Here is a 26,731-nt window from a genome sequence, read left to right as displayed (position 1 = left end):
CTGAAACGTTTTAGCCCTTGATTTCCCCTCAATCAACTTACTGCAGTTAATGGAATAGAAAAACCTTACAATACACACTGTTGATTATCATTCTCATTATCGATACCATAAAATCTGTTGTCAAGTATCGAGCTGTTTACGAAAGTCTTCATTAAAGCCAAAATGAATTAAAAATCTTATACTACAAAAAGTTAAGGACTTAACGGACAGCAAATCTAGTAACTACAGGTTTTCATAGGCCAAGTATTGCCAATCAAATAAATGGAGCTGATTATGAACCTATCTATTGCAAATAAAGAACGTCTAAATTCCTTTTGGAGCTATTGCTTACAGCACCAGCATTTTAATATTGGCTATCCAGAGTCTGCAGATTTTGACTACTCTTCTTTATATCGTTTTTTTAATTTTTCTTTGAATAATTGCGGCGACTGGCGAGAATTGAGCAATTACGCCTTAAACTCTTTTGAGTTTGAAGAAGACGTCATGCATTATTTTTCCAATTTATTTAAGATTCCCTTTCAAGATAGCTGGGGCTATGTAACGAATGGCGGCACTGAAGGCAACATGTTTGGCTGCTACCTAGCAAGAGAACTCTTCCCAAACTCGACTCTGTATTACTCCAAAGAAACGCACTATTCAGTCACTAAAATAGCTAAATTACTTCGCATGAAATCTTGCATCGTCGATTCTTTGGATAACGGTGAAATCAATACTGACGACTTGATACTAAAAATTATATCCAACAAAGATAAGCAGCCAATTATATTTGCTAATGTCGGCACAACCATGTCTGGAGCAGTAGATAATATATCTGATATTCAATTACGCCTCAGGCAGATGAATATCAAGCGGCACAATTACTACTTACATGCTGATGCAGCATTAAGTGGCATGATTCTCCCCTTTGTCGATACTCCTCAACCCTTCACCTTTGCTGATGGTATTGATTCTATCAGCGTGTCAGGCCACAAAATGATAGGAAGCCCTATTCCTTGCGGGATCGTTGTTGCTAGATGTGAAAATGTCGATCGTATTTCTGTCGATGTGGACTATATTTCAGCCAGAGACCAAACGATTAGTGGTTCACGCAACGCTCACTCAGTATTAATGATGTGGTGCGCAATTCACTCATATTCACATAGCGAGTGGCAACAGCGTATACAGACCTGTTTAAAAATGGCGCAATACGCTGTAGACAAACTCCAGAGGGCTGGAATTAGCGCTTGGCGGAACCCTAATTCAATTACAGTCGTTTTCCCCCGCCCATCAGAAGAAGTTTGGAGACGTTACCACTTAGCAGTATCTGGGTCCTTGGCGCATTTAATAACAATGCCCCATCACAAAACCACTCAGAAAATTGATGAACTTATCGAGGCCGTCATCATAGACCAGAAAGAACTTCTCGAATTATCGACCTATTAATCACAACATAAAAATTGGAAATTACATGAACAGTTTAAATTATGGACAATGGAGGTTCGCCATATGAATAGGCCCACTTTACGCAGCCTTGTAACAAACCACGATACTGCCAACGCTTTACGACCAGCACTCCCCAAACTTACTGCAGGAGCACTCTGCTCATCACTGTCTGGCTTAGCCATGCTTGCCGCGCTGTGGTGCCTAATTCAATTACTTGATGACCTTTCGTCCAGCTGGGTACTTTCAGCCGTCCTATTCTGGATATTAGGCGCAACATTCTCAGCGTCCGCTTCGTGGCTAGCTCACGATGGCGAGGCCGCTTTTTCTGCTAGGTTACGACGTAAAGTCGCCAATCATTTAGTGCGACTACCTGCAACCACCCTCGCACAACAAAGCGATCAGAGCTTACGAAGCCTAGTCTCCAGCGACATCGAAAAACTACATCACATGGTGGCTCATCTCCCATCAGAAATCACAAACTTTGTCGTCTTACCCATCACCTCCATCTTGCTATTAGTCAATATGGTCGGCCTTTCAGCCTTGTGGGTATTATTGCCCGGTATTTTCGCTTCTTTGTACTATTTAATCATTGTGCCGCGCATCAATGCACGGGATGGCGAGGCACGCATGAAAGTCATGGGAGAAGTCATATCCGCAGTCGATGATTACGCTCGCGGCATTCGAGTCAATAGGATATATGGTCGACAATCCGGTGCGCTAGCAGCTTATGATGACTCCACTCAACGCTTTACCAGCAGCATGGTTATGTGGGTTGGCAAAGTAGCTACTTTAGCTGGCATGGCCGTTGCTTTACTGCAAGCTGTAGCAACCTTTGCCATTGCTTATCTGGTTGCTTATGACACCAGCACAACAACACTCGCTGCCACCTTATTTTTTAGTCTTGCTATTGTAACACCAGCTCTACGACTCGGTCATGGTCTTGATTATGTAAGTACTGGGCGAGCCGCACTGGGGAGGATTATCACATTGTTACAGCAGCCCACATTACCTACTGGGACAATCACGCGACAACAAGATACACCCACTCTAGCACTTAACAACGCCCATATTGCCATCGACGGTGCGCAACTGCTGAATGAATTGAATTATACATTCCAGCCTAGCGCATTACATGCCATAACGGGACCAAGTGGCATAGGAAAAACAACTGTGCTTCGAACTTTAGCAGGATTGGAACGATTGCAAGCTGGGCAAGTGCTTTTAGCGCAAACGGACATCACCCAGCTAAGCGAACTAACACGCTATCAATCGGTACTACTCATACCTCAAGGCGGAGATGTGCTATCTGCGACTGTAGCGGAAAATCTACATCTAATCGCTCCAGAAGCCAGTACAGCACAGCTTACAACTGCTCTTCTATCTGCTCAATTAAACGTTGATCTAGATGCTCAAGCTAAGACACTCTCTGGTGGTGAACGTCAACGCCTAAGCATCGCAAGGGCATTCTTGTCCAGCGCTAGCGTTATACTGCTCGATGAACCCACCAGCGCTTTAGATGCAGAGAAGACAACACGATTAATCACCGAATTAGAGCGCTTAGCTCGTGAGCAGGAAAAAACCATCGTCATGGTGACCCATGATAAAACCTTAGCCTCAAATGCCGCAACACAGCTAAAATTAACACGACCGACTACAACGGAGGATCGGTTATGAAACACAACATGGATCATGTAAACAATTCGCCACTCTTAGCCCTACCCGCTTCCGCCCGCCATCGCTTGCTCAATGTTAGTTTAGGTTGGATTCTTGTGGCTGGATTAGAAGCCTTTGCCTATACCGTACTCGCACTTGGAATTGCCAATCATTGGCCCCCTCTATGGGTTTTAACCAGCGCCAGTCTAGCCATTTTAGCCACGGTTTTAGTTAATCGATCGGGATACCTAACAGGTGTGCGACTCGCGGGGGATTTATACACAGCATTAGGCCATGCTTTAGCGCAAACGAAACTGTCATGGTTTACTAATGATCATCGCTCAAAAATAGCCAGCATGGCCGGTCAAGGTATCCCTGGATTTATGAGCATCCCGGCCCATCAGCTGCAAAGTTTTCTCCACGCACCTTGCCTACCGCTGTGCTTAGTCATTGGCATAGGCGCAGTCGCTGGACTAAATGTTGCCCTAATAGCCTGTGTGTTACTAGCCATATCTTTGGTGGTACAATTTCTATCACAACGAGCACTGAAACGGGCTGACGCTCAACGTCATACCGCCCAAAGCAATACCTCTGCCGCCACCCTTGAATTCGTTGACCACATCGAACTCTTACGCACCGCCGCTGGCCCGGTGCGAGCAATAGAACGTCTTGAACAGCGCTGGGAAACGCAAGAGCAAGCACTGACAAAAACCAATTTAGCCTCCGCTTTAGCTATTTTCATCTCAACGCTTGCAAGTGTCTTACCCATGACAGGGATCGCTGTATTTATGATCCTATCAGAAAGCGACCACATTCCCACGCTACTGGCGGTACTGGTATTAACCGGTCGCGCGGCTGCACCACTAAGTGAATTGGCAACGGCAGGTCTTGGGATTAATGATATAAAAGCGTCTTTAGACAATTTCCAGCAAGTAACAAATACACCACAGTTAGCCGAACCCACTCAACCTAAAGCAGCACCAACAGAGTATGACATTTTCATTAATCAAGTCAGCCAAACACCCGTATTAGAAAATATTAAAGCAACTATACCGGCCGGTAGCAGAGTTAATATTTCAGGCCCTAGCGGAAGCGGAAAGAGCACATTACTAGAGTTATTGATGCGCTTTGATGACCCCGAAGTCGGGGTAATTTCGATTGGCGACGTTAAACTCAGTGACATGCCCTATGAGACACTTGCATCCCTGATTGCCTATGTCCCTCAGGACCCAATCATCTTTACAGGATCTCTCGCAGACAACATACGCATAGGCGACCCAGAGGCCAGCGATCAAGACATAGAGGCAGCGGCGAGACAAGCGGCACTGGACACTATCATTGATCGATCTCCTGAAGGCATACATCAATCAGTCGGCCAGCAAGGTAACGCTTTATCCGGTGGTGAGCGCCAACGAGTCACTATCGCTCGAGCACTAATGAAAAAGGCACCCATTTTAATCTTAGATGAGGCTACATCAGCCTTAGACGAAAAAACTGAGCAAGATATTATTACAACCCTTAACTATCTTGCTTCAACAGTTATTTTTGTCACACATAGGGACGCCACACCTTGGCACCCAAGCCAGACAATAGACTTATCAAACAGCTAAGTTGTGATAGCTAACGCTAGCCCTAGCAAAAAAGCAGGGAGAACTTAATCTCTCTGCTTTTTTCATTTAACAAAGTCCTCACTTTGGAGCCTAGGCAGCACTTAAGGACTGCTGCATAAGGCTAATTACATCTCCCATAGTTCGACATCTAGCTAATGCATAAAAATCTAATTCTACTCCGCCGTGCTTCGCTAAATATTTAACAACAATCATTAATTTTTTTGGTCGTAAATGAAGTGAGGATAGCTGAGTACTCACTGTAGCCATCTGCATTTCATCGTCTACAGCTACATGCTCAAAAGCCTCAAAAACTAACCTCTGAATATGCCTTCCCTCAGTCTCACCGGCATCTTCCGACAATTTAGGAGAGCAGGTGACCAACCGACTATAAAGCTGCTTTTGAGCCATATTTAATAGGACTTTACGGTCGACTTTACCATTTACTGTTAACGGTAGCGCCTCAATCAACAAGTACCTAGAGGGAATATGCGAGCTTGGTAAATAACGCTGCAAGTAACATCTTAATTCAGTAATACTTAACGGCTTAACCTGCTCTTTAGCACCCTGCGTATAAATAGCAACCAGCTCTGTCACATCAGCCTCAAGATGCGTACAACAAACTACGACTACATCATGGACTAGCGGATGCTGAGACAGAACATTCTCAACCTCAGCTGCCGAAATTCTGACACCCTTAACTTTTAAATATCCCTCTTCTCGTCCGGTAAATATAATGACCTGATCTTCTCTAAAGTATCCCAAATCACTCATCTGAAAAGCTTTTTCCACCTCATTCGCTGCGGTCTGAATCTGAATAAAATCTTTTTGTATGATTTTTCCATCCAGTAAGTAACCATTCGATAGGTTAGTCCCTGACATATACATTCTGCCAACTTCACCAACCGCACATGCCTGATGCTGCTCATTTAGAATATAATATTGATTATTTTCCAACGGCTGACCATATGGAATAACATCTTGATCACGGTCGCTAATCTCGTGCCAAATACTCCAAATGGTTGTTTCTGTAGGCCCTCCTAGCGAGAATAAGTCTGCATCAGGCAACAGCCTCTTAAGTCGAGCTATTAGCGAGGGCTTAATATAATCCCCTCCTTGTGCGATTAAACGCAAAGATGTCAATTGCTCTGTTTTTCCCACCATAAATAACATATCAACAATAGCCGGCACACTCACCCAGACAGTAATGGCATTGTCAGCCACTAACTTAGCCCAATCTAAAGCATTCTTCTGCTGCTCATAAGTTGGTATCACAAGCGTAGCCCCAACAGACATAGCAGCAAAAATGTCAAAAACAGACATGTCATGATGAAAAGGAGTAATTGCCATGAAAGAGTCGCCAGCACTAATATTCCAACGCTCTATGGTTTGTAATAAGACATTAGCTGTGGCTTTATTATTCAGCACTACACACTTAGGCGTCCCAGTACTTCCCGAGGTATACAGGTAATAAGCAGGTGAACTATCAAGCGTATACTTGAAACAATCCTCACCAATTTCTAAGTCACCGCACTCTTCAAGAATGTTATAAATATTTAGGGGGGATTCTAGCGACCCAAACCCATCACTCAAAGTTTTATCTACATGACTATTAGACAATAAATAGCTCTGTCTTATTGGCGGTGAATCTGAGTCTATGGGAAGCCAAATGACACCTGTCAGCGCACACGCCAATACGCTATAAACATATTCAGGCCCCTTTCGCAAACAAATTGCTACAACAGAACCAGGCCCCAAACCTTCTTGCCTAAACGCCGCTATGATTTTTGCTACATTATTACCAACACATTGATAACTAATATTTTTTTTATCAAACACCAGCGCATTTTTATTAGGGCAGTCTATGAATAAGTTACTCCTAATTTGATAAAGAAAGTCCTTTATTAGGTCATCTTTATTATACTTGCATCCTGCAATCTCTTGCCCTGCCTCTCTCATATCCTTGACTCCAAATATATTTTCAGCACACCCATCAACACGACCAAGGCGTAAGCACTATAAATCCAGCACAGAAACTGGCGCCTCTTTTGCAGCAGAAGTGTTTATTTGACGATCCTGAACCATAGCCCACCAATTTGATAAGGTCGGATTACGAGCAATCTCTTCAAAGCTGATCGCAATACCGTTAGCCTTAAGGTCTGAAGCAAACTGCATAATTTTCAGCGAGTCCAAACCATACACAATAAGGCTTTCATCCGGATCCAGCTCCTCATCCTCCTCAATCAGTTGCTGGACCTTCGCATATAGCCATTCTTGAGTAATTCCCTGATCGTCAGCATGAACCAAAGAATCAACGTCAACTACTTTGCCACAACGAGATGAAACGTACTTTAAAGCCATATGATGTTCTTCTTCAGAAAAATCTGCCACAGCATCGCCAACTAGAAAAGGCTGTATATCATTCATAAAGGCATCTACAGATGTAATCATACACCCAATATGAGCATACACCCCTCCAACAATAAGCTGATCACGATTCCACCCCTGCATACGTTCACGCAAGTCAGAGCGAGAAAACGCGCTGTATCTCCATTTAGTCAAAATGACATCATTTTCATTTGGCGTTAATTGATCAATAATAAGCTGCTGATCAGCGGTAGATGCTGACAACCCCTGCCCCCACATTGCATTAAGGAGAGCACGATCTTCATCTGACTGCTCATAAGGTTGAGCGGTATAGACTACAGGTACATTATTCGCATAGGCCCATTCACGTAATCGCTTCAAGTTTTGTATTACTGTCGCTATTAACGGTCCTTTTGGATCATAGAAGCTTAAAAAGTACGCTTGCATATCATGAATAAGCAAAACTGCCCGCTCTGCGTCAATTTGCCAGTCAACCTTATTGGTTGGATAGTTTGAAATACTAGGCATCGGGTAATCAGAGATCTGTTTAATAGTCACATCTACTCACTTAAAATTTTAATTTATTTAACGTATTTATAGGCTAAGTAATACTTTTCTATCAGTTTTTCCTAAGAGGAGTGTCGTCGATGACAACAAGAGCTGCGCGAAAGATAATTCCTACATCACTTTCAGGAACACCAAGAACACCTTGAAAACTCAACATAAAGATATGGACTAACGAAAGGACGCAGAACAGAAGAATGAATTCAGATTGCCTAGATAAGATACGAATCAAGGAAAGGCCAATCCAGTAATCCTTTTCACAGCATTGATGAGACTTACTTTCAGGCCAACAATGGTATCCAATAAGTTTTTTGGCCATATATTTCAATCCTCTGAAACATCAGTTAAGCAACCCAAGCGTAGATCTTACAAATACCCTTAGACACTCAAAATTAACAAAACACAACAAATAATAACAATTATCAAAAACTTACTAGGAATCATTATCATTTGAATGTAAGATTACGTATCTGTTTTATTTTGTCAACCGAGTAAGCGCATAATGAATGAATTAACCCCTATGCAAGCAGCATGCTGGTTTGGACGCATAACCGACTCAGATTATTTAGGCGGTGTAGCAGCTCACCTTTATACGGAATTTGATGGTCAAAGAATTCACCCAAGCAATCTAGAGTCAGCGCTTCAGCGAGTCTATCTAGAACACCCTATATTAAGACTCTCTTTGAGTTTAGACGGTATTGCGGAGATAAAAACACACTCAACCCATTCTCTTTTAGAAGTCGATGATCTGACTCACTTATCTTCCGAGGAGCAGCAGAAATATCTGTTACACAAAAGAGAGCAATGGACACACCAACAACTAGATCTAAGTAACGGACAGACAGCAAGATTTTCTGTAAGCCTACTTGGCGATAATAATTTCCGCCTACACATTGATACAGATATGATTGCGATAGACCCTTCCAGTTTTCGCCGTGTAATGGAGGACCTCACACTATTCTATCTAGACAGCAAGGCAATTTTTACTCCAGCCCCTTCCTTCTTTGAGTGGCATAACACCATAAGATCTAATACGGACCTTAAAAAATTAAACAGCAGAGATCGAAAATGGTGGCAATCTCGTCTTCCATATATTGCCCCAACTCCATCACTGCCAATAAGCAACATAAACTCACAGCAAATTAAAAGTCATTGCTTACGCGCCATAATCGCACCTGAAGAATTAAAGCACCTACAGCGACTCGGACGACACAATAAGGTCACACTATCAAATCTTCTATTAGGGATTTTTGCATTCAGCTTAAGTAAAGCAACAAACGATAAATGCTTTAGACTTAATATCCCCACTTTTTGGCGAGAACCCTTATTACCAGAGACGAATCGATGTGTTGGTGATTTTGCCAATTTTGTATTGCTCAACGTAAATATTACTCAGCACAAAAATCTATCGTCACTAGTTCGCAGTATTGCAACGCAAATGATCGAGTTGCTAGAGCACTCTCACTACCCTGGGGTCAATGTTATGAGAGACCTCTCTCGCTATCATGGCACAGCACAAAATGCCCCCATCGTTTTTACTGCGGCATTGGATATGGCAGAGGGCGAGTTATTTTCAGAATCTGTACATAACACTTTTGGAGCAATGAACTGGAGTGTGTCACAAGGCCCGCAAGTGGCACTTGATGCCCAAGCCGTTCGTCTCGATGGGGGCCTATTAATAAATTGGGATATTCGATTAGATGCACTGCCTTTAGATTGGGTTAACACGATTTTTGAAAACTTTACCAAACTACTGAAAAAACTATGCACAACACCTGAGCTATTAAATAAAAGCTTTGATCGCTTAGGAGCTTTCACATCAAACAACAATGAGCCTGAAAGCAAAATAGCTTACAACTCCCTTGACTCTGAAGCCCATACAGCAACTCCCTTATCTGCCATACAAAAAGCATACTTATTAGGCCGCACAACACAACTTCCTTTAGGCGGTGTTGCCATGCAGGAGTTTCGCGAATACCACGGCCACTTTGACGCAACAGTACTTAAAAAACGACTTGCCTCCATGGTTCAACGTCACAAAAGCCTTCGCACTTATATTGACACCAACAAATTAATGCAAGTAGTCACTGACAACGTGACAATCAACCTAAAAGAGATTGACTTAAGCCAACAATCATCTCAAGCAGCTACAACTTATATCGAAAACTACCGAAACATTTATAGTCACAGCCTATTTGATCTTAATTTTTCACCTTGGAATGTCACTATTTTTTACTTAACAGACCAACTATTGACAGTGTTTACTCGCTTCGACGCATTGATTTTAGATGGTCGGTCTATCGCTGCTCTAATGGTCGAATTATTTGAAACAGGACCTATTGAACCACCAACCCCTGACAAGAAACAAACACTTGAGCCCTTAAACGATCACGACTCGGCACAGCGTAAATCCGACATAACATATTGGACAAATAAACTTTCTTCGATTGACACAACACCTCAAATTCCTTGGATGGTGCCATTAGACACTGTTGGAGTTTCAAAATTTGCCCGAAAAAGTGTAATCATCAATCCTATCGAATATCGCCAACTCATTAAGATTGGAGCCAAACAAGGCCTGTTCAAAAACTCATCCATAATGTCTGTCGTCTTAGAACTATTGGCCTATTGGTCCGAAAATCGCTCAATACACGTAGCGATACCAGTGTTACCTATGTATTCTGGGGCTTTGTCTAATCATTCAACGTTCATTGCCCTTGCATGGCAAGCCAATGTGAATAATGTAAGCTCGCAAGCTAAAAAGCTTCAATCTGATATTCTAGAGGGCCTGCAACACCTTTCATTTTCGGGGGTAGACTTGGCTCGTACCTTGTTTGAAAAGTGCGGTTCAGGACCAGTACTCCCTATCGTAATAACCAACGGACTATCTTGGCCTTCACTATCTGATGCACACCCAATGCATCTAAAATCTGGTCTAACACAAACACCGCAAGTCGCAATGGATATTCGCTTTACAACGCAGCAAGATGGAGCGTTGGTATTCAGCATTGATTACGCTTGTGACGCTATAGACGTCACCGCAATAGACAATCTTCTTACTGCCATTGACACAGCTTTAAGTCAAATAATCCATTTAAACGAGTTCTCTTTTGTTGCTAAGCAATGCTTTCCCCAAAATCAGGATTTTCGTAATAAAAATTGTAACTTCTACACAAACAGCGCCAGTCTCTCCCTTCAAGCGCAATTATTTTCTATTTACACTGAAGTGATTGGCATAGCCCCAAAAGACGCCCCACCTAAAGAAACAAGCTTTATCAATATGGGACTTAGGCCTCACCACCTTAAGACCATCTTAAAGCGTCTGAATGCAGATTTTTCAACCTCACTATCAGCTAATGACGTTTTTCAATGTCGCAACATAGAGAACGTAGAAAAGTTATTAAAAGCAACCAAGGTGGCAGATAAAGCAGCTGATCAAAAAACACAGCCAGTTCATTCTATTTAACGATATATATTTTACATTGGAGGTTTATTTAACATGGCAGGGAAAACAAACATTATTGGTATTGGTATTGGACCTTTCAACTTAGGTTTAGCTGCCTTACTTTCAACAGTGAGAGACATACAGTCAGTTTTCTTAGAGAAAAAACCTGAATTCCACTGGCACCATGGCCTTTTGCTGCCCGGCACAACTCTGCAAGTGCCATTCTTTGCCGATTTAGTCACTATGGCCGACCCTAGTCATAAACTGAGCTATTTAAGTTACTTGCATCAACATAATCGTTTATATCAGTTTTACTATTATGAAGACTTCCAAATTCCGCGAATAGAATACAACCATTACTGTCGATGGGCGGCTAATCAGTTACAAAACTGCCATTTTGGAGAGAACGTTACTCAGGTCATTTATGATGAAGAAAAGGACTCCTTTAATATCCATAGCGAGCTTGCGTCGGGGCAAATAAAACAATACACCAGCCCCAACATTGCTATTGGCATAGGCACTACACCAAATATTCCTAAATGGCTGGAGAGTTGCCACCACCCTTTGGTTAAACATGCTTCAGAATTTGCTCAACTGCAAGAAAAACTAACTCAATGCCAAAATGTGACTATTATTGGGTCAGGACAAAGTGCTGCCGAGTGTGTATTAGCCTTATTTAGGCTGCTGACTCCTGAACAAGTAGAAAACGGGGCATCTATCCGCTGGATAACGCAATCTGCAGGCTACCACCCAATGGAATATTCAAAACTTGGGCAAGAGTGTTTTACTCCTTCCTACATGAGTTACTTCCAAGACCTATCAAGAGAACAACGACGTAAAATTGCAGCAGGGCAAGGTTTGCTATTTAAAGGCATCAGTTGCTCTACAATCGCTGATATTTATGACCTTCTATACGAACGCTCTATTGGTGGGCGACATTCAGGACTTTATTTAAACCCCAACTGCCAAGTCAATTCGATTGAAGACACCAGTCAATCTAGTAAATTGAACATAAAATGTAGGCATACTCAGCTGGATCAAAATTTTACAATAGAAACCAATGCTGTCATTGCCGCCGTCGGATATGTTCACAAATGGCCAAAGTGGCTAGAACAGTTGAAAGGCTCCGTTCTAGCGGTCGATAGCAACAATGACTTTATTGTTCAAAAAGACTTTACCGCCCAACGATGCGACAAAGGTTTAGGTAAAATTTTCATACAAAACGCAGAAATTTTCCAGCAAAGCGTTGCTTCTCCAGATCTCGGTGTTGGAGCTTCCCGCAACGGAGCAATTATTAACCAATTAGCTAAACGGGAAATATATCGCCTTCAAAAAAACACGTCATTTCAGCAATATGGAATCCCTGAAGGAGCAATCCTTGACTCATAAAATCTAAACTTACGTATGAAGATCACTTAATCAAAAACTAAATTAGGTGGACCACTTTGTCATAATAAAGTGGTTTCATAATTATGCTCAATAACTCCACTTTCAAATAAAGCATATTTCAAATGATATTACGGTTATCCATTTTATTTATGGTGCTTTGCATAGCATCGCTTACCATTGGAGTACAACAACTGGCGTGGTCTGATTTATTAGATGGCTCAAAAGATGCTTGGCTCACTCTCACGGCAAGTCGTATACCAAGGTTAATTGCCCTTATACTGACAGGCATAGGACTATCTATTAGTGGTGTTATTTTACAGCATATTGTGCGCAATAAGTTTGTTGAGCCAGCTACTTCAGGGGGGTTGGATGCAGCAAAACTTGGGCTATTAATTTCACTGACCATGCTACCTGAAGCTAACACCAGTACTAAAATGATATTTGCTATGCTTTTTTGCTTGGCTGCCAGTCTCATTTTTATTGCCATCATTAATCGCATTGAGTTCAAAAACACCGTACTTATCCCCGTATTAGGGCTAATGTACGGAAGTGTATTAAGTTCAATAGCTGAGTTTTATGCTTATAAGAATAATATTCTACAAAGCATGCAAGGATGGTTACTAGGAGACTTTTCAAGAGTAGTCCAAGAGCATTACGAGCTTATTTATATCATCTTACCCGTCATCATTTTGGCCTACCTTTACGCCCACCGCTTTACTGTACTAGGGATGGGGGAAGAGATGTCCTCTAGCTTAGGACTGGGGTATGCCAGCACAGCAGCCATAGGCCTAATACTTGTCGCGATAACTGTCTCAGCATCAGTAATCACGGTTGGAACGATTCCATTTGTAGGTCTGGTCATTCCAAATTTAGTCGCCCTAAAATATGGAGAAAATTTATCGAGAACGTTACCCATTGTTGCCTTAGGAGGCGCTTGCCTGCTTATCCTTTGCGATATTTTAGGGCGCTTAGTTATTTACCCATTTGAAGTACCTATTGGCCTAACCGCAGGTGGCGTAGGTGGCGTAATGTTCCTTATATTAATATTAAGGGGAATTAAATGAGTACAACTATGAAAATATGGGGCTCTTTTATATTCATCCTTTTGCTGATGTGCTTTTTTACTTTTATAGGCTCAAGCTTCGACTTTGATTATCTAATTCCTAACCGTTTACTACGCCTCTCGACCATTATCCTTGGAAGTATTTGCTTAGCAGTATCAGCCATATTATTCCAAACTATTGTAGGTAATCGTATTTTATCTCCATCTATAATGGGTTATGAGTCCGTTTATTTACTGTGGCAAGCACTCTTACTATTTATGCTAGGCGCCCATGGACTGACAATATTGAATATTAGCGGAAACTTCATCATATCGATTGCCATTATGCTGATATATTCATGGGCTCTGCATTATTGGCTTTTACCTAGATGTAAAAATAATATCTATATGTTGTTACTATTCGGTCTAGTATTAACAACCGTATTAGCAACCTTCACGCAATTCATTCAGCTCAGCATTAGCCCAGGTGAATTTTCTATATTTCAGGGCTTAAGCTACACCTCATTTAACCGCTCTAAACCTGAAACGCTTATCTCTGGGGGGGTAGTAGTAACCATTTGTTTATGGATGGGAAGAAAAACATTGCCAGTGTTAGATGTGATGTCGCTTGGTCGAGAACAATCCATGTCTCTTGGAGTCGATCATCCTAAATACATCCGATTGTATTTAGCTTTAATTGCTGTTCTCGTTGCAGTATCAACAAGCCTAATAGGCCCCACTGGCTTCATGGGCATATTCATTGCAAATATAGCTTACGCCCTTGCTGGAAGTAACAAACACAAAGCTGTCATCCCCATCGCTTTTGCGGTTTCTCTTATTATATTTTTAGTCGCCCAGCTCTTCGTTGAGCACATATTCAACTATAAAACCAGCGTCAGTATTCTTGTCAACCTTGTATGTGGCATCTACTTTCTTGCACTAATTGTTCGCACCAGAGGCACCGCATGATCACTGTTCAGAACCTTAATAAAGTATATGGGACAAAATCAGTACTAACAGACATTAGCCTAACATTCCCGACGGCGGGCATCACCTCGTTGATTGGGCCAAATGGAGCAGGAAAGTCGACTCTTCTAATGATAATAGCGAAACTGCTGGAACCAAGCAGCGGCCACGTTTCCTTTAATAGCCGCCAAATCAGCGACATAAAGACGGCAGAGTACGCTCACCGAGTTGCTACCCTACGCCAATCACCAGGCTTCAACTTACGCTTAACCGTAGAAGAACTAATTTCATTTGGCCGCTTCCCCTACAGCAGGGGACACCTAACTCAAGACGACAAAAAAATTATCGAAGAATCGATCGAGTTTTTAGACCTACAACATCTAAGAAACTCTTATTTAGATGAGTTAAGTGGCGGACAGCGACAAATGGCCTTTTTAGCCATGACTATAGCCCAGAAAACAGACGTTTTGTTGCTCGATGAACCTTTAAACAATCTAGACATGAGGCACGCCGTGCAAATAATGCAAGCTCTACGTCGCCTATGTGATGAACAAGGCCGAACTGTATTACTTGTCATACACGATATCAATTTTGCCGCAAATTACTCTGACCATATTATTGCTTTAAAAAATGGCACTCTTAAATTTAACGGAACCTCAGAACAAGTAATAACAGAAACTAATCTCAAAAGTTTGTACGAACTTGATTTTGAGATCATTCGAAGTAAGCACGGTTGCCTTTGCAACTATTTCAACCTCTAAGGAGATAAATATGAAAATGAAAAATAGAAAATGGATTTTAGGACTTAGCGCATTGCTGGTTATTTCATTACAGGGATGTGAAGAAAAAACAGCTGAAGTGACAGAAGTGTCGCACAAACTAACTCCACCAATAACCATTAAACACGAACTTGGCACCGCGGTTATAGATCATCGTCCGAAACGAGTTGCTGCTCTCGATATGAATGAAGTCGATTTTTTGGATCAACTTAATATTCCTGTCGCAGGAATGGCAAAAGATTTTATACCTCATTATCTTGCCGCATATAAAAGCGATTCAAAGATAGAAGATTTAGGTGCTATCGTTCAACCCAATATGGAGCGCGTACATGGCCTAAAGCCTGATTTAATTTTGATGACACCTCTGCATGCAAAGAATTATCAGGAGCTATCAGGGTTTGCTCCAACAATATATTTCAACACAACCGCCAATAACCACATATCAAAAATAAAAGACCATTTGCTAACTTTAGGAAAAATTTTCGGCAAAGAAAAATTAGCGAAAGAAAAGTCTGCAGAGCTAGACAGCAAAGTCAAAGAACTGCGACAACTAACACGAAACCGACCAGAAAAAGCACTTGTTGTCCTACACAACAATGGCTCTTTTAGTAGCTTTGGAAAGCAGTCACGCTATGGTTTCATCTTTAATGAGTTAGGTGTTCAGCCAGCAAATAGCACCGAAGAGACAGGACTTCACGGTCAGCCTATTTCTAGCGAGTTCATTAAACAAGCAGATCCAGACATCATCTATATAGTAGACCGCACAGCGGTTATGGAACGTCGTGCAATAATAACAGCTGACAACATCAGCAATCCGCTACTTCGTCAAACCAAAGCTTGGAAAAATGGGCATGTGATTTTTGTCGATGCCGACGCTTGGTATATTGCGGCAGCAAGCCCTACCGCAATAAATATCATGCTTAATGATATAGCCAAGGGCTATAAAGAAAATTAGAACAGTTTTATTATTTTTAAATAATATCGATTATCATTTGCATTAATAATATCAATTTTGATATTATTAAATTTGGATTGGGTTTTTAATCAAAACAATAGGATGTTTATATGTGCTCCTCTCTATATTTAAGCAATGAAAGGAAGGCTGAAAAAAACGGTCAGGATAAGTTATTCTTTACTCGACACGCAGCAAAGAATGCAATCTATGCTGGTATAACTGCAGGAACGGTATTCTTATATAGCCCGTCCATGTATGCAGAAACCAATACAGAGACAGAAGACAACAGCACAGTTTCAACGGTTGCTCTTCCAGAAATTACGGTAGAAGATTCTCGTGAAAAAAAACCTGTCTATTCTGGCAGTGATGGACAAGTTCTCGAAACAAACCATGCAGGTTTCTTGGGGGACAAAGACACCCTAGACAACCCATTTAGCGCCATCAGCTATACAGACAAATACATTCAGGACCAACAATCGAGTGATATTTCTGATGTTATCAGCGCAACAGACCCTTCAGTCAATAGCACTAACACAAGTGGAGAAAGCAGAGAAAGCTATTCTATCCGAGGATTCAGTTTTAATAGTAATGATGCAACGGTTAACGGCTTAGTAGGGATGGCACCGTACTATCGCAGCGCGACTGAGATGTATGAAAGTGTTGATGTGCAAAAAGGTCCCTCTGCAATGCTTAATGGAATGTCTCCTAGTGGATCAATAAGTGGGTCCGTAAATTTAGTCACCAAACGTGCAGGGGAAGAACCTCTAACTCGATTAACAACCAAATACGTATCCGATTCTCAAGTAGGCGGTAGTGTCGATATAAGTCGTCGCTATGGTCAAGACAAACAATTTGGCGTTCGAGTGAACGGAGCATATTTATCCGGTGATGGTACAATCGACAACCAAGAAAACGAGACTCAATTAGGCGCTATTGCGTTAGATTGGCGCTCAGATAGAGTTCGCTTATCCGCTGACATTTATCACACTAAAGAAAATGTTGATGCTCCAACAAGGGGGATAACCATTGCGACTGGGCTGGATATCCCAAGTCCGCCTTCTAACGACACCCTACTAAACCCTAGCTGGAATTTTTATGAAAACGAAACTAAGGGAGCCATGGTGCGTGGCGAATTTGATATTAATGACCAGGTGACAGCTTACGCCGCGGCTGGTATAACCAAATGGAATTACATTGGTATCAGTGCAGACAAGGCTGAAGTAACCAACTCTGCTGGAGACATAGATACAACACTTGGTGGTGTTGATGATGACAACCAAAGAACATCCCTAGAAATGGGTTTAAATGGCCACTTCCAAACAGGCACCGTGAACCATCAAATAGCTACAAATATTACTCGTTATGAAGAAGAGTATAATCTTCACGCAAAAAGGCTCTCAGGTACATATAGTACAAATATCTATAACACAGTGTGGGGGTCAAGGCCTGATTTTGACGCCCAAGCTGTCACTGCCATTTCAGAGACAACAACAAAAACCACCTTATCAAGTTATGGGCTTGCAGATACGTTGTCGTTTGCCGAGGATAAGTATCAGCTTACTTTAGGAGCACGGTATCAACAGGTGAAAACAAAAAGTACTGGCTATATGTCGCGAGGCTCAAGAACTCTACTCGTAAACGATAAGTACGACAAGAGTGCCATCACGCCATCTGCAGCTCTACTGGTTAAATTGACCGATAACCTCTCTGTCTATACTAATTACATAGAAGGGTTAAGCGAGGGCGACACAGCCCCAACCACTGCAGATAACAGCGGAGAAATATTTTCTCCTTATAAAACCAAGCAAAAAGAAGTGGGTCTAAAACTTGATAGAGGCACCTTCACACACACTGTTAGTATTTATGAAATTGAAAAGCCTAGCAGCTATACCGATGCTGACACCAACATTTTTGGTTACTATGGTGAACAGCGTAACCGAGGTGTTGAATGGAGCTTTTTTGGCACACCTGTTGAAAATATACGCTTAATGGGTGGTCTAGCACATGTTGAGGCAGACTTAACATCTACAGAAGACGGAGATAACGACGACAATCAGTCTGCAGGCGTTCCAAAGTGGCAAGCCAAATTGGGAGCTGAATGGGACACCCCGTTTGTAGAAAATCTAACATTAATAGTTAATGCCAACAGCTTATCCAAACAGTATCTTGAAAATGATAATGAACGCTCTATTCCTGGTTACACTATATTTGGATTAGGGGCACGCTACGTGACTTCGGTTAATCAACGACCTCTCACGATCAGGGCCAATATCAACAACCTAATGGATAAAGATGCTTGGACAACTGCAAGCTACAATGACCTAGGCCTTGTTGAAGGTCGCTCATTGACACTGTCAGCAAGCATGGATTTTTAATGTAAACAAATCATTCTCCCCTAAAATGCAATAACTGTGTCGTCATCAAAGGTACTGGCGACTTTCATTTGGCCAATATGAGATTCATATTGGCCTTTTTTATACATGGTAATTAGCTAGATATTCCACTACCTAAGGGAGGGGTCCTACCCTAAAAAAAACTATCCTTAAATCACGTCAAACACACTCACTACAAGGAAGATCTAAATGATATATAAACTCAGAAATGGCCAAGCCAAAAACATAGAAGACTTTTCAGAAATGTTAAAGACCAATTTAATCAGCCCTTACAGCATTAATTTCTGATGTTTTACGGTTTAGGCCACAAACGCAAATAAAAACAATTATCAATACTATAAAATCCCAACCTACCTCGTTATAATGCCGCCTTTGTCTTAATGGAAGAGGTTTATCATGGTCGGTATAACTGGATTGGTTCGTTGTATGCTGCTATCGGCTGTTTTTCTTACCATCGTCACAGGCTGCGAGCAGAATCGTGACGCCGAACCTCACCTAGCTCTTTGGCAGGTTTCTCAAGCAAAAAGTGGCTGGCCAAGAAGCATTCAAACTGAGCAAGGTCTACTGACATTAACGCACCCCCCTAAGCGAATCGTCTCCACCAGTGTCACATTAACCGGCACGCTGCTCGCCATTAATGCTCCCATTGTCGCTTCTGGTGGCACCATGGCAAATACCGGTGTTGCAGGGGAAGACGGCTTCATGCGCCAATGGGAAACCGTCGCTAAACAGCGAAACCTAGTATCTCTTTATCAGACAGAAGCCAATGCAGAAGCCATTGTGGCAGCCAGACCTGACCTGATTATTATCTCCGCGACTGGCGGTGATTCTGCCCGCAAATTGTATGCACAGTTAAAAGACATCGCCCCGACGCTTATTATTGGATACGACGACAAAAGTTGGATGCAACTAGCGAACATCTTTGGCCAATTTCTAGGATTAGAAGAGCGTGCCCAAGCCGTTATTTCCCAGTTTGAACAAGAAGTCCAAAACACCAAGCAAATGATCCAATTACCTCCACAGCCAACAACGGCCATGGTGTACTACCAAGACAACACAGGTGGAAATATCTGGACCCATGAATCGGCTCAAGGTCGACTGCTCTCTGAGTTAGGCTTTCAACTCGCTAAGGTGCCAGACTCTGTCAAAGGCGATAACAGTATGGGCCAACGTAATGACATCATCATTGCCACAGGGGAACGCTTTCCGGATGCCATTACGGGTCAAAGCGTTTTGCTTTTCGCGGCGGCCAGTGAAAGAGAAAACGATTTCATTCACACCCCTTATCTACAAACCACACAAGCGGTTAAAAACCGCCAAGTTTACGCCGTCGGCAATGACACCTTTCGGTTAGACTACTACAGCGCCACCAACCTTTTACACCGTTTACAAACGCTTTTTGGACACCCAAACCATGCAAACTAAGCAAAGGCTCATTTGGTTAACCATCGCGCTCATGACGTTATGCGTTATTATGCTGGCTAGCTTATGTTTTGGTGCCAAGGCCATCCCCATCCATCAACTTTGGCAGATCGCATCTGGCGAGGAAACTGGGCTGGCGAAAACCATTATTTACGAAGGGCGATTGCCTAGAACACTCAATGGATTGTTTGTTGGTATGGCATTAGGCACCTCGGGGGCACTGATTCAAGCCATTACCCGCAACCCGTTGGCTGACCCAGGTATTTTAGGGGTGAACCTAGGCGCCAGCTTGGCCATCGCTATCAGCATTGTCTTTCTTGGCGCAACACAACTCAGTGAATTTTTCTTCTACGCGGCCATAGGTGCCTTACTGGCCAGCCTGCTGGTTTACTATGTCGGCCGCTTAGGTGGAGGTCGAGTTGATCCGCTAAAACTGACCCTTGCTGGTGTAGCCATTGGTGCCGTATTTGGCGGTTTAAGCTCAGCACTAACGCTTTTTAACCCTAGCGCCTTTGATCAAATCCGCTTTTGGTCGGTCGGTAGCTTAGACATTCGTAATCTGGCTGTGCCGTTGTTTATTGCCCCCGTCGTTATATTAGGCTGTGTTATTGCTCTTGCAATTACGCCAGCGCTGAATGCTTTCGGTCTGGGCGATTCACTCGCGACGGCGCTGGGTAGTCAACCGGCACGGGCACAAGTTTTTGCACTGATCGCCATCACCTTATTGTGTGGTGCTGCAACGGCAGCAGCCGGCCCGATTGGCTTCGTGAGTTTAATGATTCCTCACATTGCCCGTTGGATGGTTGGCCCAGATCAACGCTGGATCATGCCATTTTGCATTATTTTAACCCCATGTTTACTGCTCTTTGCGGATATCGTCGGCCGAGTTTTGATTGTCGGTGAACTGAGAGTCTCTATCGTCACGGCTTTTATTGGCGCGCCTATTCTCATCTATCTGGTAAGACGAAAAGGAGCCTACTCATTATGACATCACGCCCGCGCAACCCTTCCCTCGTCCTAATCGCCTTTATTTTGACTCTTGTGGTTCTATTCGCAACGCTGTTTACAGGGCAACAAGTTGCTCAAGGCACGAAAGGCATCTGGCAATTACTCACGGGAGACGCCAGCCAATACCAATCTATTGTCGTCTGGCAATGGCGTGCTTCCCGAGCATTGGGGGCTTTAATCATTGGCGCTGGTCTAGGCGTCAGCGGTGCCGTCTTCCAATCATTAGTCCGAAACCCATTGGGCAGTCCTGATATTACGGGCTTCAATGTTGGTGCGTTTACCGGCGTTCTACTTTCCATTGCTTGGTTTGGAAATCTGTATTGGATGAGCGTATTGGGGGCCATTCTGGGCGGACTCTGTGCCGCTCTTTTAGTCTACCTGTTTGCTTATCGTGAGGGACATTCTGGCTTTCGTCTAATCATTGTTGGGATTGCCATTAGCGCTACCCTAACCGCTTTTAATCAATGGTTATCTTTATCCGTATCCCTTGAAACCGCCATGACTGCGGCACTTTGGAGTGCAGGCTCTCTAAATGGCATGACCTGGTCAAAAGTCTTGCCCGCCGCCATATTACTGATATTGCTGATGCTCATCGCCTTAGCAATGAACAGTCGTATGAAGTTACTTGAAATGGGCGATGATACAGCCGCAGCTCTCGGGGTTTCAGTCAACAAAAGCCGCTTGGCACTGATGTTTGTCGGTGTGTCATTAACCGCTGTGGCGACCGCCATCACCGGCCCTATTGCGTTCATCTCTCTGGCCGCACCACAAATTGCCAGACGTTTAGAAAACAATGCGTCCATTTCACTCACGGCCTCGGCATTGGTTGGCGCTATGTTATTACTGGCCGCGGACTTCTTAGCGCAACACGCATGGCAAGGCATCACCCTTCCTGTTGGTCTCGTTACCATCAGTTTAGGCGGCCTCTATTTGGTTTATTTAATTGTACGAGAAGGCAGATTATGAACTCGAATTCACCCTCTTTATTAGCGGCCGAGTCCGTCACCCTTAGTTACGATCAAACCGTCATCGCAAAAAATTTATCGGTGCAAATTCCACCAGAGAAATTCAGTGTGATTGTTGGACCCAATGGCTGCGGCAAATCCACTCTGCTGCGTGCCATGAGTCGTCTGTTGGTACCAGAATCTGGAAAAGTACTACTAAACGGCAGAAACATCCACGAACAAACGACAAAAGACGTTGCCAAGCAATTAGGGCTATTGCCACAAAGTGCGATTGCCCCTGACGGTATTAAAGTGATGGATTTGGTCTCGCGCGGTCGCTTCCCTCATCAAAAATGGTTCCAACCTTGGCGTGAAGAAGACCAAGATGCGGTCGACAAGGCCATGGCAGCGACTCACATTACCGACTTCGCCCATCAGCATGTAGACCAACTCTCCGGTGGACAAAGACAACGTGTTTGGGTAGCCATGGCCTTAGCACAACAAACGCCTGTACTCTTGTTAGACGAACCCACGACCTACCTAGACATCGCTCATCAAATTGAGTTGCTGGATTTGTTTCAGGATCTTAACCAAAAGAATGGTCATACCATGGTGGCCGTATTACATGATCTGAACCACGCCTGCCGTTACGCCGATAACCTCATTGCAATGAAGGATGGTCATGTCGTTGCTACGGGCAAACCTTCCGACATTGTCACTGAAGACTTAATTGAATCGGTATTTGGTTTACCTTGCCTGATTATAGAAGACCCTATTTCTGGTACACCTTTGGTGATCCCAAAAGGCCGTCAAGGTTAAAACAGATCGGTAACGTGGCGAGGTCAAACAAACTCGCCACTTTTCGCTAACTTAGTCCCAAGATAGATTACGCAGCCACACTCTTTGACGAGTTCGCTGTCGAGTCTTCTGTCGGAAATAAGTTGGTATCAATTAATGCCGTGTTTCGCAACGAACGAACACCCGCCCCTAACAAAAGGGTGGCCGCAGCACAGCCTAAACCCAGCGCCGCTAATCCCATTACCGGCGATAACACTTTTACAATGACACCAATACCTAACGCACCAGCCGAATCGCCAACCACATCTTGTGCGGTCCAAAAACTACCAATACGACCTAACATATGATCTGGGGTATGCCCTTGAACAATCGTATATTGCAATAAACCTCCGATCGAACCGAGGTAGCCAAATATCGCTAACGCTAGCAACATCAAGACTAGATGCCCCATAAAACCTAATGCGGCAACACAGAGAAATGACAAGAACGCCGTGACCAACATCACCACTCCCGGCCGTGTTGCATGTCGAACCCAACCACTGGTCAGCGCGCCTAATGTCGACCCGACCGGCATCGCCGCATACATCAGGCCAACTTCAAACGCCCCCCCGCCAAATGCCGTTGCTGCCAATGCTGGAAATAAAATGCGGATGGATTTAGTGACCGCTTCCAGTGTGCCTAACGCCACCACGGCGCGAATGATTTTATGAGTGAACACAAATTGAAAGCCATCCAACAAGGAACGGATAGGATGTTCTTCAGGCGCGCCTTCTTGCGGTTTCATGTTTGGTAAAGTGATTAAGGTAATCAAGGTGCAAAAGGTACCGATTGCAGCCAAAGTGTAGTTCCACGTCACCCCAAACGACACAATCACCACGCCTGCTACCGCAGGGGAAATCACCAAACCGATACGAACAACCAACATACTTAGTGCACCGGCCGTAGGCAGATTTTCTCGCCCTACCAAATACGGTATCGACGCCATTAATGCAGTCATACCAATCGCACTAAAAAAACCGTCCCAAAGGGAGATCGCATACACTGCCCACAAGCTTGGTTCAGACAAATAAGCGTTTGCCGCGAGCAACACAAAGCCCACACCACAAATAGAACGAGAAAACAATATTAGCCACTTACGATCCATCCTGTCGGCCAAAACCCCGCCCAACATCAGACCGATAAACATGCCTATTCCATCTAGCGCCACTGCAAAACCGACTTGTAAGCTGGACCCGGTTAATTCGTATATTTGCACTGGTACTGCCACGTTTAACATGCCAATGCCCAATACAGACATCAAACGAGCAATGAAGATAGCGCGGAAGTTGGCGTTGGTTTTCAGTAAACTAAAATCCAATAACACTGTAGACTTCAACATCATCTTTCCTAACTAATCGACTTCACTTAGCAGTAAATACCTTAACCCATCCACCAAGCCTGATCGCCAAGATAACCAGTCATGCCCACCACAAAAAACGTGATAACACACATCCGCTCCACTATTGTCTAAAGCATTCAGCATTTGATCGTTATAAAAACACATGTCGGCTTCGCCGGACCCAACAGCTTGATAAACGGATAGGTGTGCAGCATCCAATGTTTTGTTTTCTAACCCTTCCGTTAAGCCACCTTTGGGAGGACAATTCGACGGAGCCTCTTCAAGATGAGAAGCATGCATACGATTTACTTCAGGCCACCAATATGAGCCTGATAAACTAATGATTTTTCGATATTGCTCTGGAAAGGTTAAGCCTGCATACAAAGAGGACAACCCCCCCAAACTTTGTCCGGCAACAAGATACTCAGATGGGGAGCAAGCAATATGATTGAGATACTGTGCCACGTCTGGCAATAATTCATTGTGTATCGCGTCCCAAAAAGGACGATGACAACTTAATTCTTGCCAACGGCTTTTCGAATCAATAGATGGCACCAAAAGGTAATGAGCCGGTGGTAACTGTTTTTGATCAGTCAAAAAATCCAACACAGACAAACAACCACTTTCTACACCCCACTTCTGCCCATCGAGTAAAATAACGAAAGGCGCCTCTCCCTTTGCTGTTGAATACAGCTGACAATGGCGCTTATTTACCAAGCTTTCCGACACCCAGTGAAATGTCTTGATGACGTCATGCGCAATACTCGGCAAATCCCCCTTATCCCATGCTTCCCAACCGATCTCTTTCGGAGCGTTAGGCATATGCAAGGCTGACGACACCCCCCAGCCAGAATGCAATACAGGCAGAGGATTTAAAGGATCGGCAGTTTGTTGAGCAGCGATAGAGATCCACCAAGCTCTCTGCGCTGACACGGAACCATCGCCTTGTTGTTTAACAACCTCAGGCAACTGATCTGCTGTTAATGGAATAAAGGAATAACTGCCTCGCCATTGCGGATTGATGTCTAACTCAGCAAACCAAACATCTGTACCATCTACTCGTTGTAAGCACTTAGGGGTCCATGTATGGTGATCCGTTATCGAGTTAACGTCCAATATTACACAAGCAATGTCAGATGAATGTTTATCGCCTTGAGGATCTCGCCAAATAAACTGAACACAAGATTGATTCTTTACGAAAGGGGCTCTCTCTGCTTTTAACAGGCTCCACCAAAGGCTACTGCCAACCTCTCCATGACAACCCAAAAACTCCAGCTTTGTATTCAAATCCATTGCGTTTATCAAATCAGTACCCTTAATACACTCTACAAATATACGTTCTGAAAAACACACCCTAAAAAATAGATCGTTCCAACAAGGTAAATCAGATATCAGATTAACAATAACACATATGATAACGATTATCATATGTGTTATTGTATCTAGGTAACTCATTGATCAATGGAAGTAAGGCATAATGCAGAAGGCAAAACTCCTCTCTCAACTCATTCTATCAAGCGTATTATGCTTACTCATCACGGCCTGCCAAGACACTTCCGAGCAAAGCGCCTTAAACCTTAAAATAGATCAGGTAATGAAAGACAATTCCGGATGGCCAAGAACCATTATGACAAGCTATGGCGAAGTGACACTAACCCACCCTCCAAAACGCATTGTCTCAACCAGCATCACAATAACAGGAACCTTGCTGGCCATAGACGCTCCAATTATCGGCTCTGGCGCCACCATTCCAAACACAAACATCTCAGATGATCGTGGCTTTTTCACTCAATGGAGCGAACTCGCGACTAAAAAGAAACTCAAAGCTTTGTATCAAACCGAACACAATGCAGAAGCGGTTGTTAAAGCCAATCCAGACCTCATTATCATTTCTCAAACCGGCGGTGACTCTGCTCTTAAGCTATATGACCAATTAAAAGACATCGCTCCAACCGTTGTGATTAATTACAGCAACAAAAGCTGGATGCAACTTGCTCAGGTTTTAGGTGAGTTTCTCGGATTAGAAAACAATGCAGCCAATCTAATTGACTCATTCAATCAGCAAATAACGGAATTCAAAAATACCACCTCACTCCCTCCGCAACCAACGACGGCCTTGGTCTATTACCAAGACGGCACTGGTGGCAATGTCTGGACACCTGAGTCAGCGCAAGGACAACTGCTCACTCAACTTGGTTTTACTTTATCCGATATCCCAGATTCAGTTCGTGGTGACTTAAGCATGGGGAAACGAAATGACATTGTCATCGCCAGTGGAGAACGCTTTCCTGACGCATTAACAGGGAACACTCTACTTTTATTTGCAACAGAACCGCCACAAGAAGAAGCCGTAAAAGCCAATTCCTATCTGGCCGCCATACCAGCAGTGCTAAACGACTCTATCTACAGTGTGGGTAATGACACATTTCGACTCGACTATTTTAGTTCAAGCAACATGATCAAACGGCTCGAAACTTTATTTACAACATCGCCAGATAGGTTGAGCAGCAATCAATAAATGACTCAGGCAATGTTTAGTACATTGCTCTACATACTGAAGGTCAATACAAGCAACCAAGCTTTAAAACAGCTTAATGGT

Annotated in this window: 20 protein-coding genes; 15 read left to right on the top strand and 5 right to left on the bottom strand. The window is 43.4% G+C overall.

Features of this window, described 5'->3' with window-relative positions; translation table 11 throughout:
* The first annotated feature begins 273 nt into the window (after positions 1-273).
* The 3 genes from DFP80_RS01410 (at position 274) to DFP80_RS01400 (ending at position 4,685) form a co-directional block, all read left to right on the top strand.
* Positions 274-1,422: a histidine decarboxylase gene (locus DFP80_RS01410; RefSeq protein WP_113915025.1), complete on the top strand. Its 1,149-nt coding sequence runs from the start codon at positions 274-276 to the stop codon at positions 1,420-1,422.
* Positions 1,423-1,485: 63 nt separating this feature from the next.
* Positions 1,486-3,096, top strand: a complete 1,611-nt coding sequence (locus DFP80_RS01405; RefSeq protein ID WP_113915024.1) for an ATP-binding cassette domain-containing protein — start codon at positions 1,486-1,488, stop codon at positions 3,094-3,096.
* Entirely contained in the window at positions 3,093-4,685 is a 1,593-nt protein-coding gene (locus tag DFP80_RS01400) for an ABC transporter ATP-binding protein (RefSeq protein ID WP_113915023.1), read from the top strand. The genes DFP80_RS01405 and DFP80_RS01400 overlap by 4 nt, the downstream gene beginning before the upstream one ends.
* A 90-nt stretch (positions 4,686-4,775) precedes the next feature.
* Here the strand turns inward: DFP80_RS01400 and DFP80_RS01395 are convergent, their stop codons facing one another.
* The 3 genes from DFP80_RS01395 to DFP80_RS01385 all read right to left on the bottom strand — a co-directional run bounded on the left by DFP80_RS01395 (position 4,776) and on the right by DFP80_RS01385 (position 7,932).
* Complete coding sequence (locus DFP80_RS01395; protein WP_113915022.1) at positions 4,776-6,641, bottom strand: AMP-binding protein; 1,866 nt, start codon at positions 6,639-6,641, stop codon at positions 4,776-4,778.
* Between the two features lie 57 nt (positions 6,642-6,698).
* Positions 6,699-7,607 carry an isochorismatase gene (locus DFP80_RS01390; RefSeq protein ID WP_113915021.1) on the bottom strand — a complete coding sequence of 303 codons (909 nt, stop codon included), beginning with the start codon at positions 7,605-7,607 and terminating at the stop codon, positions 6,699-6,701.
* Between the two features lie 61 nt (positions 7,608-7,668).
* On the bottom strand, positions 7,669-7,932 hold the full coding sequence (locus DFP80_RS01385; RefSeq protein WP_113915020.1) for a hypothetical protein: 264 nt from the start codon (positions 7,930-7,932) through the stop codon (positions 7,669-7,671).
* Positions 7,933-8,115: 183 nt separating this feature from the next.
* Between DFP80_RS01385 and DFP80_RS01380 the strand changes: the two genes are divergently transcribed.
* The 11 genes from DFP80_RS01380 (at position 8,116) to DFP80_RS01330 (ending at position 22,775) form a co-directional block, all read left to right on the top strand.
* A complete protein-coding gene (locus DFP80_RS01380; RefSeq protein WP_113915019.1) occupies positions 8,116-11,079 on the top strand; it encodes a condensation domain-containing protein in 2,964 nt (987 codons plus the stop codon).
* A 33-nt stretch (positions 11,080-11,112) separates the two neighbouring features.
* The gene (gene basC / locus DFP80_RS01375) at positions 11,113-12,447 is read left to right on the top strand and encodes a putative histamine N-monooxygenase (RefSeq protein WP_113915018.1); all 1,335 of its coding nucleotides are present in this window, start codon (positions 11,113-11,115) and stop codon (positions 12,445-12,447) included.
* Between the two features lie 122 nt (positions 12,448-12,569).
* Entirely contained in the window at positions 12,570-13,511 is a 942-nt protein-coding gene (locus DFP80_RS01370; protein WP_113915017.1) for an ABC transporter permease, read from the top strand.
* Positions 13,508-14,458 carry an iron chelate uptake ABC transporter family permease subunit gene (locus tag DFP80_RS01365; protein WP_113915016.1) on the top strand — a complete coding sequence of 317 codons (951 nt, stop codon included), beginning with the start codon at positions 13,508-13,510 and terminating at the stop codon, positions 14,456-14,458. The genes DFP80_RS01370 and DFP80_RS01365 overlap by 4 nt, the downstream gene beginning before the upstream one ends.
* Entirely contained in the window at positions 14,455-15,216 is a 762-nt protein-coding gene (locus DFP80_RS01360) for an iron ABC transporter ATP-binding protein (RefSeq protein WP_113915015.1), read from the top strand. The genes DFP80_RS01365 and DFP80_RS01360 overlap by 4 nt, the downstream gene beginning before the upstream one ends.
* Before the next feature lie 10 nt (positions 15,217-15,226).
* Positions 15,227-16,189: a siderophore ABC transporter substrate-binding protein gene (locus DFP80_RS01355; protein WP_113915014.1), complete on the top strand. Its 963-nt coding sequence runs from the start codon at positions 15,227-15,229 to the stop codon at positions 16,187-16,189.
* Between the two features lie 110 nt (positions 16,190-16,299).
* Positions 16,300-18,564, top strand: a complete 2,265-nt coding sequence (locus tag DFP80_RS01350; protein ID WP_113915013.1) for a TonB-dependent receptor — start codon at positions 16,300-16,302, stop codon at positions 18,562-18,564.
* A gap of 414 nt (positions 18,565-18,978) precedes the next feature.
* Entirely contained in the window at positions 18,979-20,007 is a 1,029-nt protein-coding gene (gene fepB / locus DFP80_RS01345; RefSeq protein WP_113915012.1) for a Fe2+-enterobactin ABC transporter substrate-binding protein, read from the top strand.
* The gene (gene fepD / locus DFP80_RS01340; RefSeq protein ID WP_113915011.1) at positions 19,997-20,992 is read left to right on the top strand and encodes a Fe(3+)-siderophore ABC transporter permease; all 996 of its coding nucleotides are present in this window, start codon (positions 19,997-19,999) and stop codon (positions 20,990-20,992) included. Before fepB (DFP80_RS01345) ends, fepD begins: the two co-directional genes overlap by 11 nt.
* On the top strand, positions 20,989-21,978 hold the full coding sequence (locus tag DFP80_RS01335) for a FecCD family ABC transporter permease (protein WP_113915010.1): 990 nt from the start codon (positions 20,989-20,991) through the stop codon (positions 21,976-21,978). The genes fepD and DFP80_RS01335 overlap by 4 nt, the downstream gene beginning before the upstream one ends.
* Positions 21,975-22,775, top strand: a complete 801-nt coding sequence (locus DFP80_RS01330; protein WP_113915009.1) for an ABC transporter ATP-binding protein — start codon at positions 21,975-21,977, stop codon at positions 22,773-22,775. The genes DFP80_RS01335 and DFP80_RS01330 overlap by 4 nt, the downstream gene beginning before the upstream one ends.
* Positions 22,776-22,842: 67 nt before the next feature.
* Here the strand turns inward: DFP80_RS01330 and entS are convergent, their stop codons facing one another.
* Both entS and fes read right to left on the bottom strand, forming a co-directional pair.
* Positions 22,843-24,132 carry an enterobactin transporter EntS gene (entS, locus tag DFP80_RS01325; protein WP_113915008.1) on the bottom strand — a complete coding sequence of 430 codons (1,290 nt, stop codon included), beginning with the start codon at positions 24,130-24,132 and terminating at the stop codon, positions 22,843-22,845.
* A gap of 12 nt (positions 24,133-24,144) precedes the next feature.
* Positions 24,145-25,437 (bottom strand): enterochelin esterase, encoded by a 1,293-nt coding sequence (gene fes, locus DFP80_RS01320; protein WP_158601333.1) that lies wholly within the window; start codon positions 25,435-25,437, stop codon positions 24,145-24,147.
* 172 nt (positions 25,438-25,609) lie between these two features.
* Between fes and fepB (DFP80_RS01315) the strand changes: the two genes are divergently transcribed.
* Positions 25,610-26,650, top strand: a complete 1,041-nt coding sequence (gene fepB, locus DFP80_RS01315; protein ID WP_113915006.1) for a Fe2+-enterobactin ABC transporter substrate-binding protein — start codon at positions 25,610-25,612, stop codon at positions 26,648-26,650.
* The last annotated feature ends 81 nt before the right edge of the window (positions 26,651-26,731 follow it).

It is taken from the genome of Marinomonas rhizomae (assembly GCF_003315485.1).
Lineage (GTDB): Bacteria > Pseudomonadota > Gammaproteobacteria > Pseudomonadales > Marinomonadaceae > Marinomonas > Marinomonas rhizomae.
This window is presented reverse-complemented; position numbering and strand designations above follow the sequence as displayed.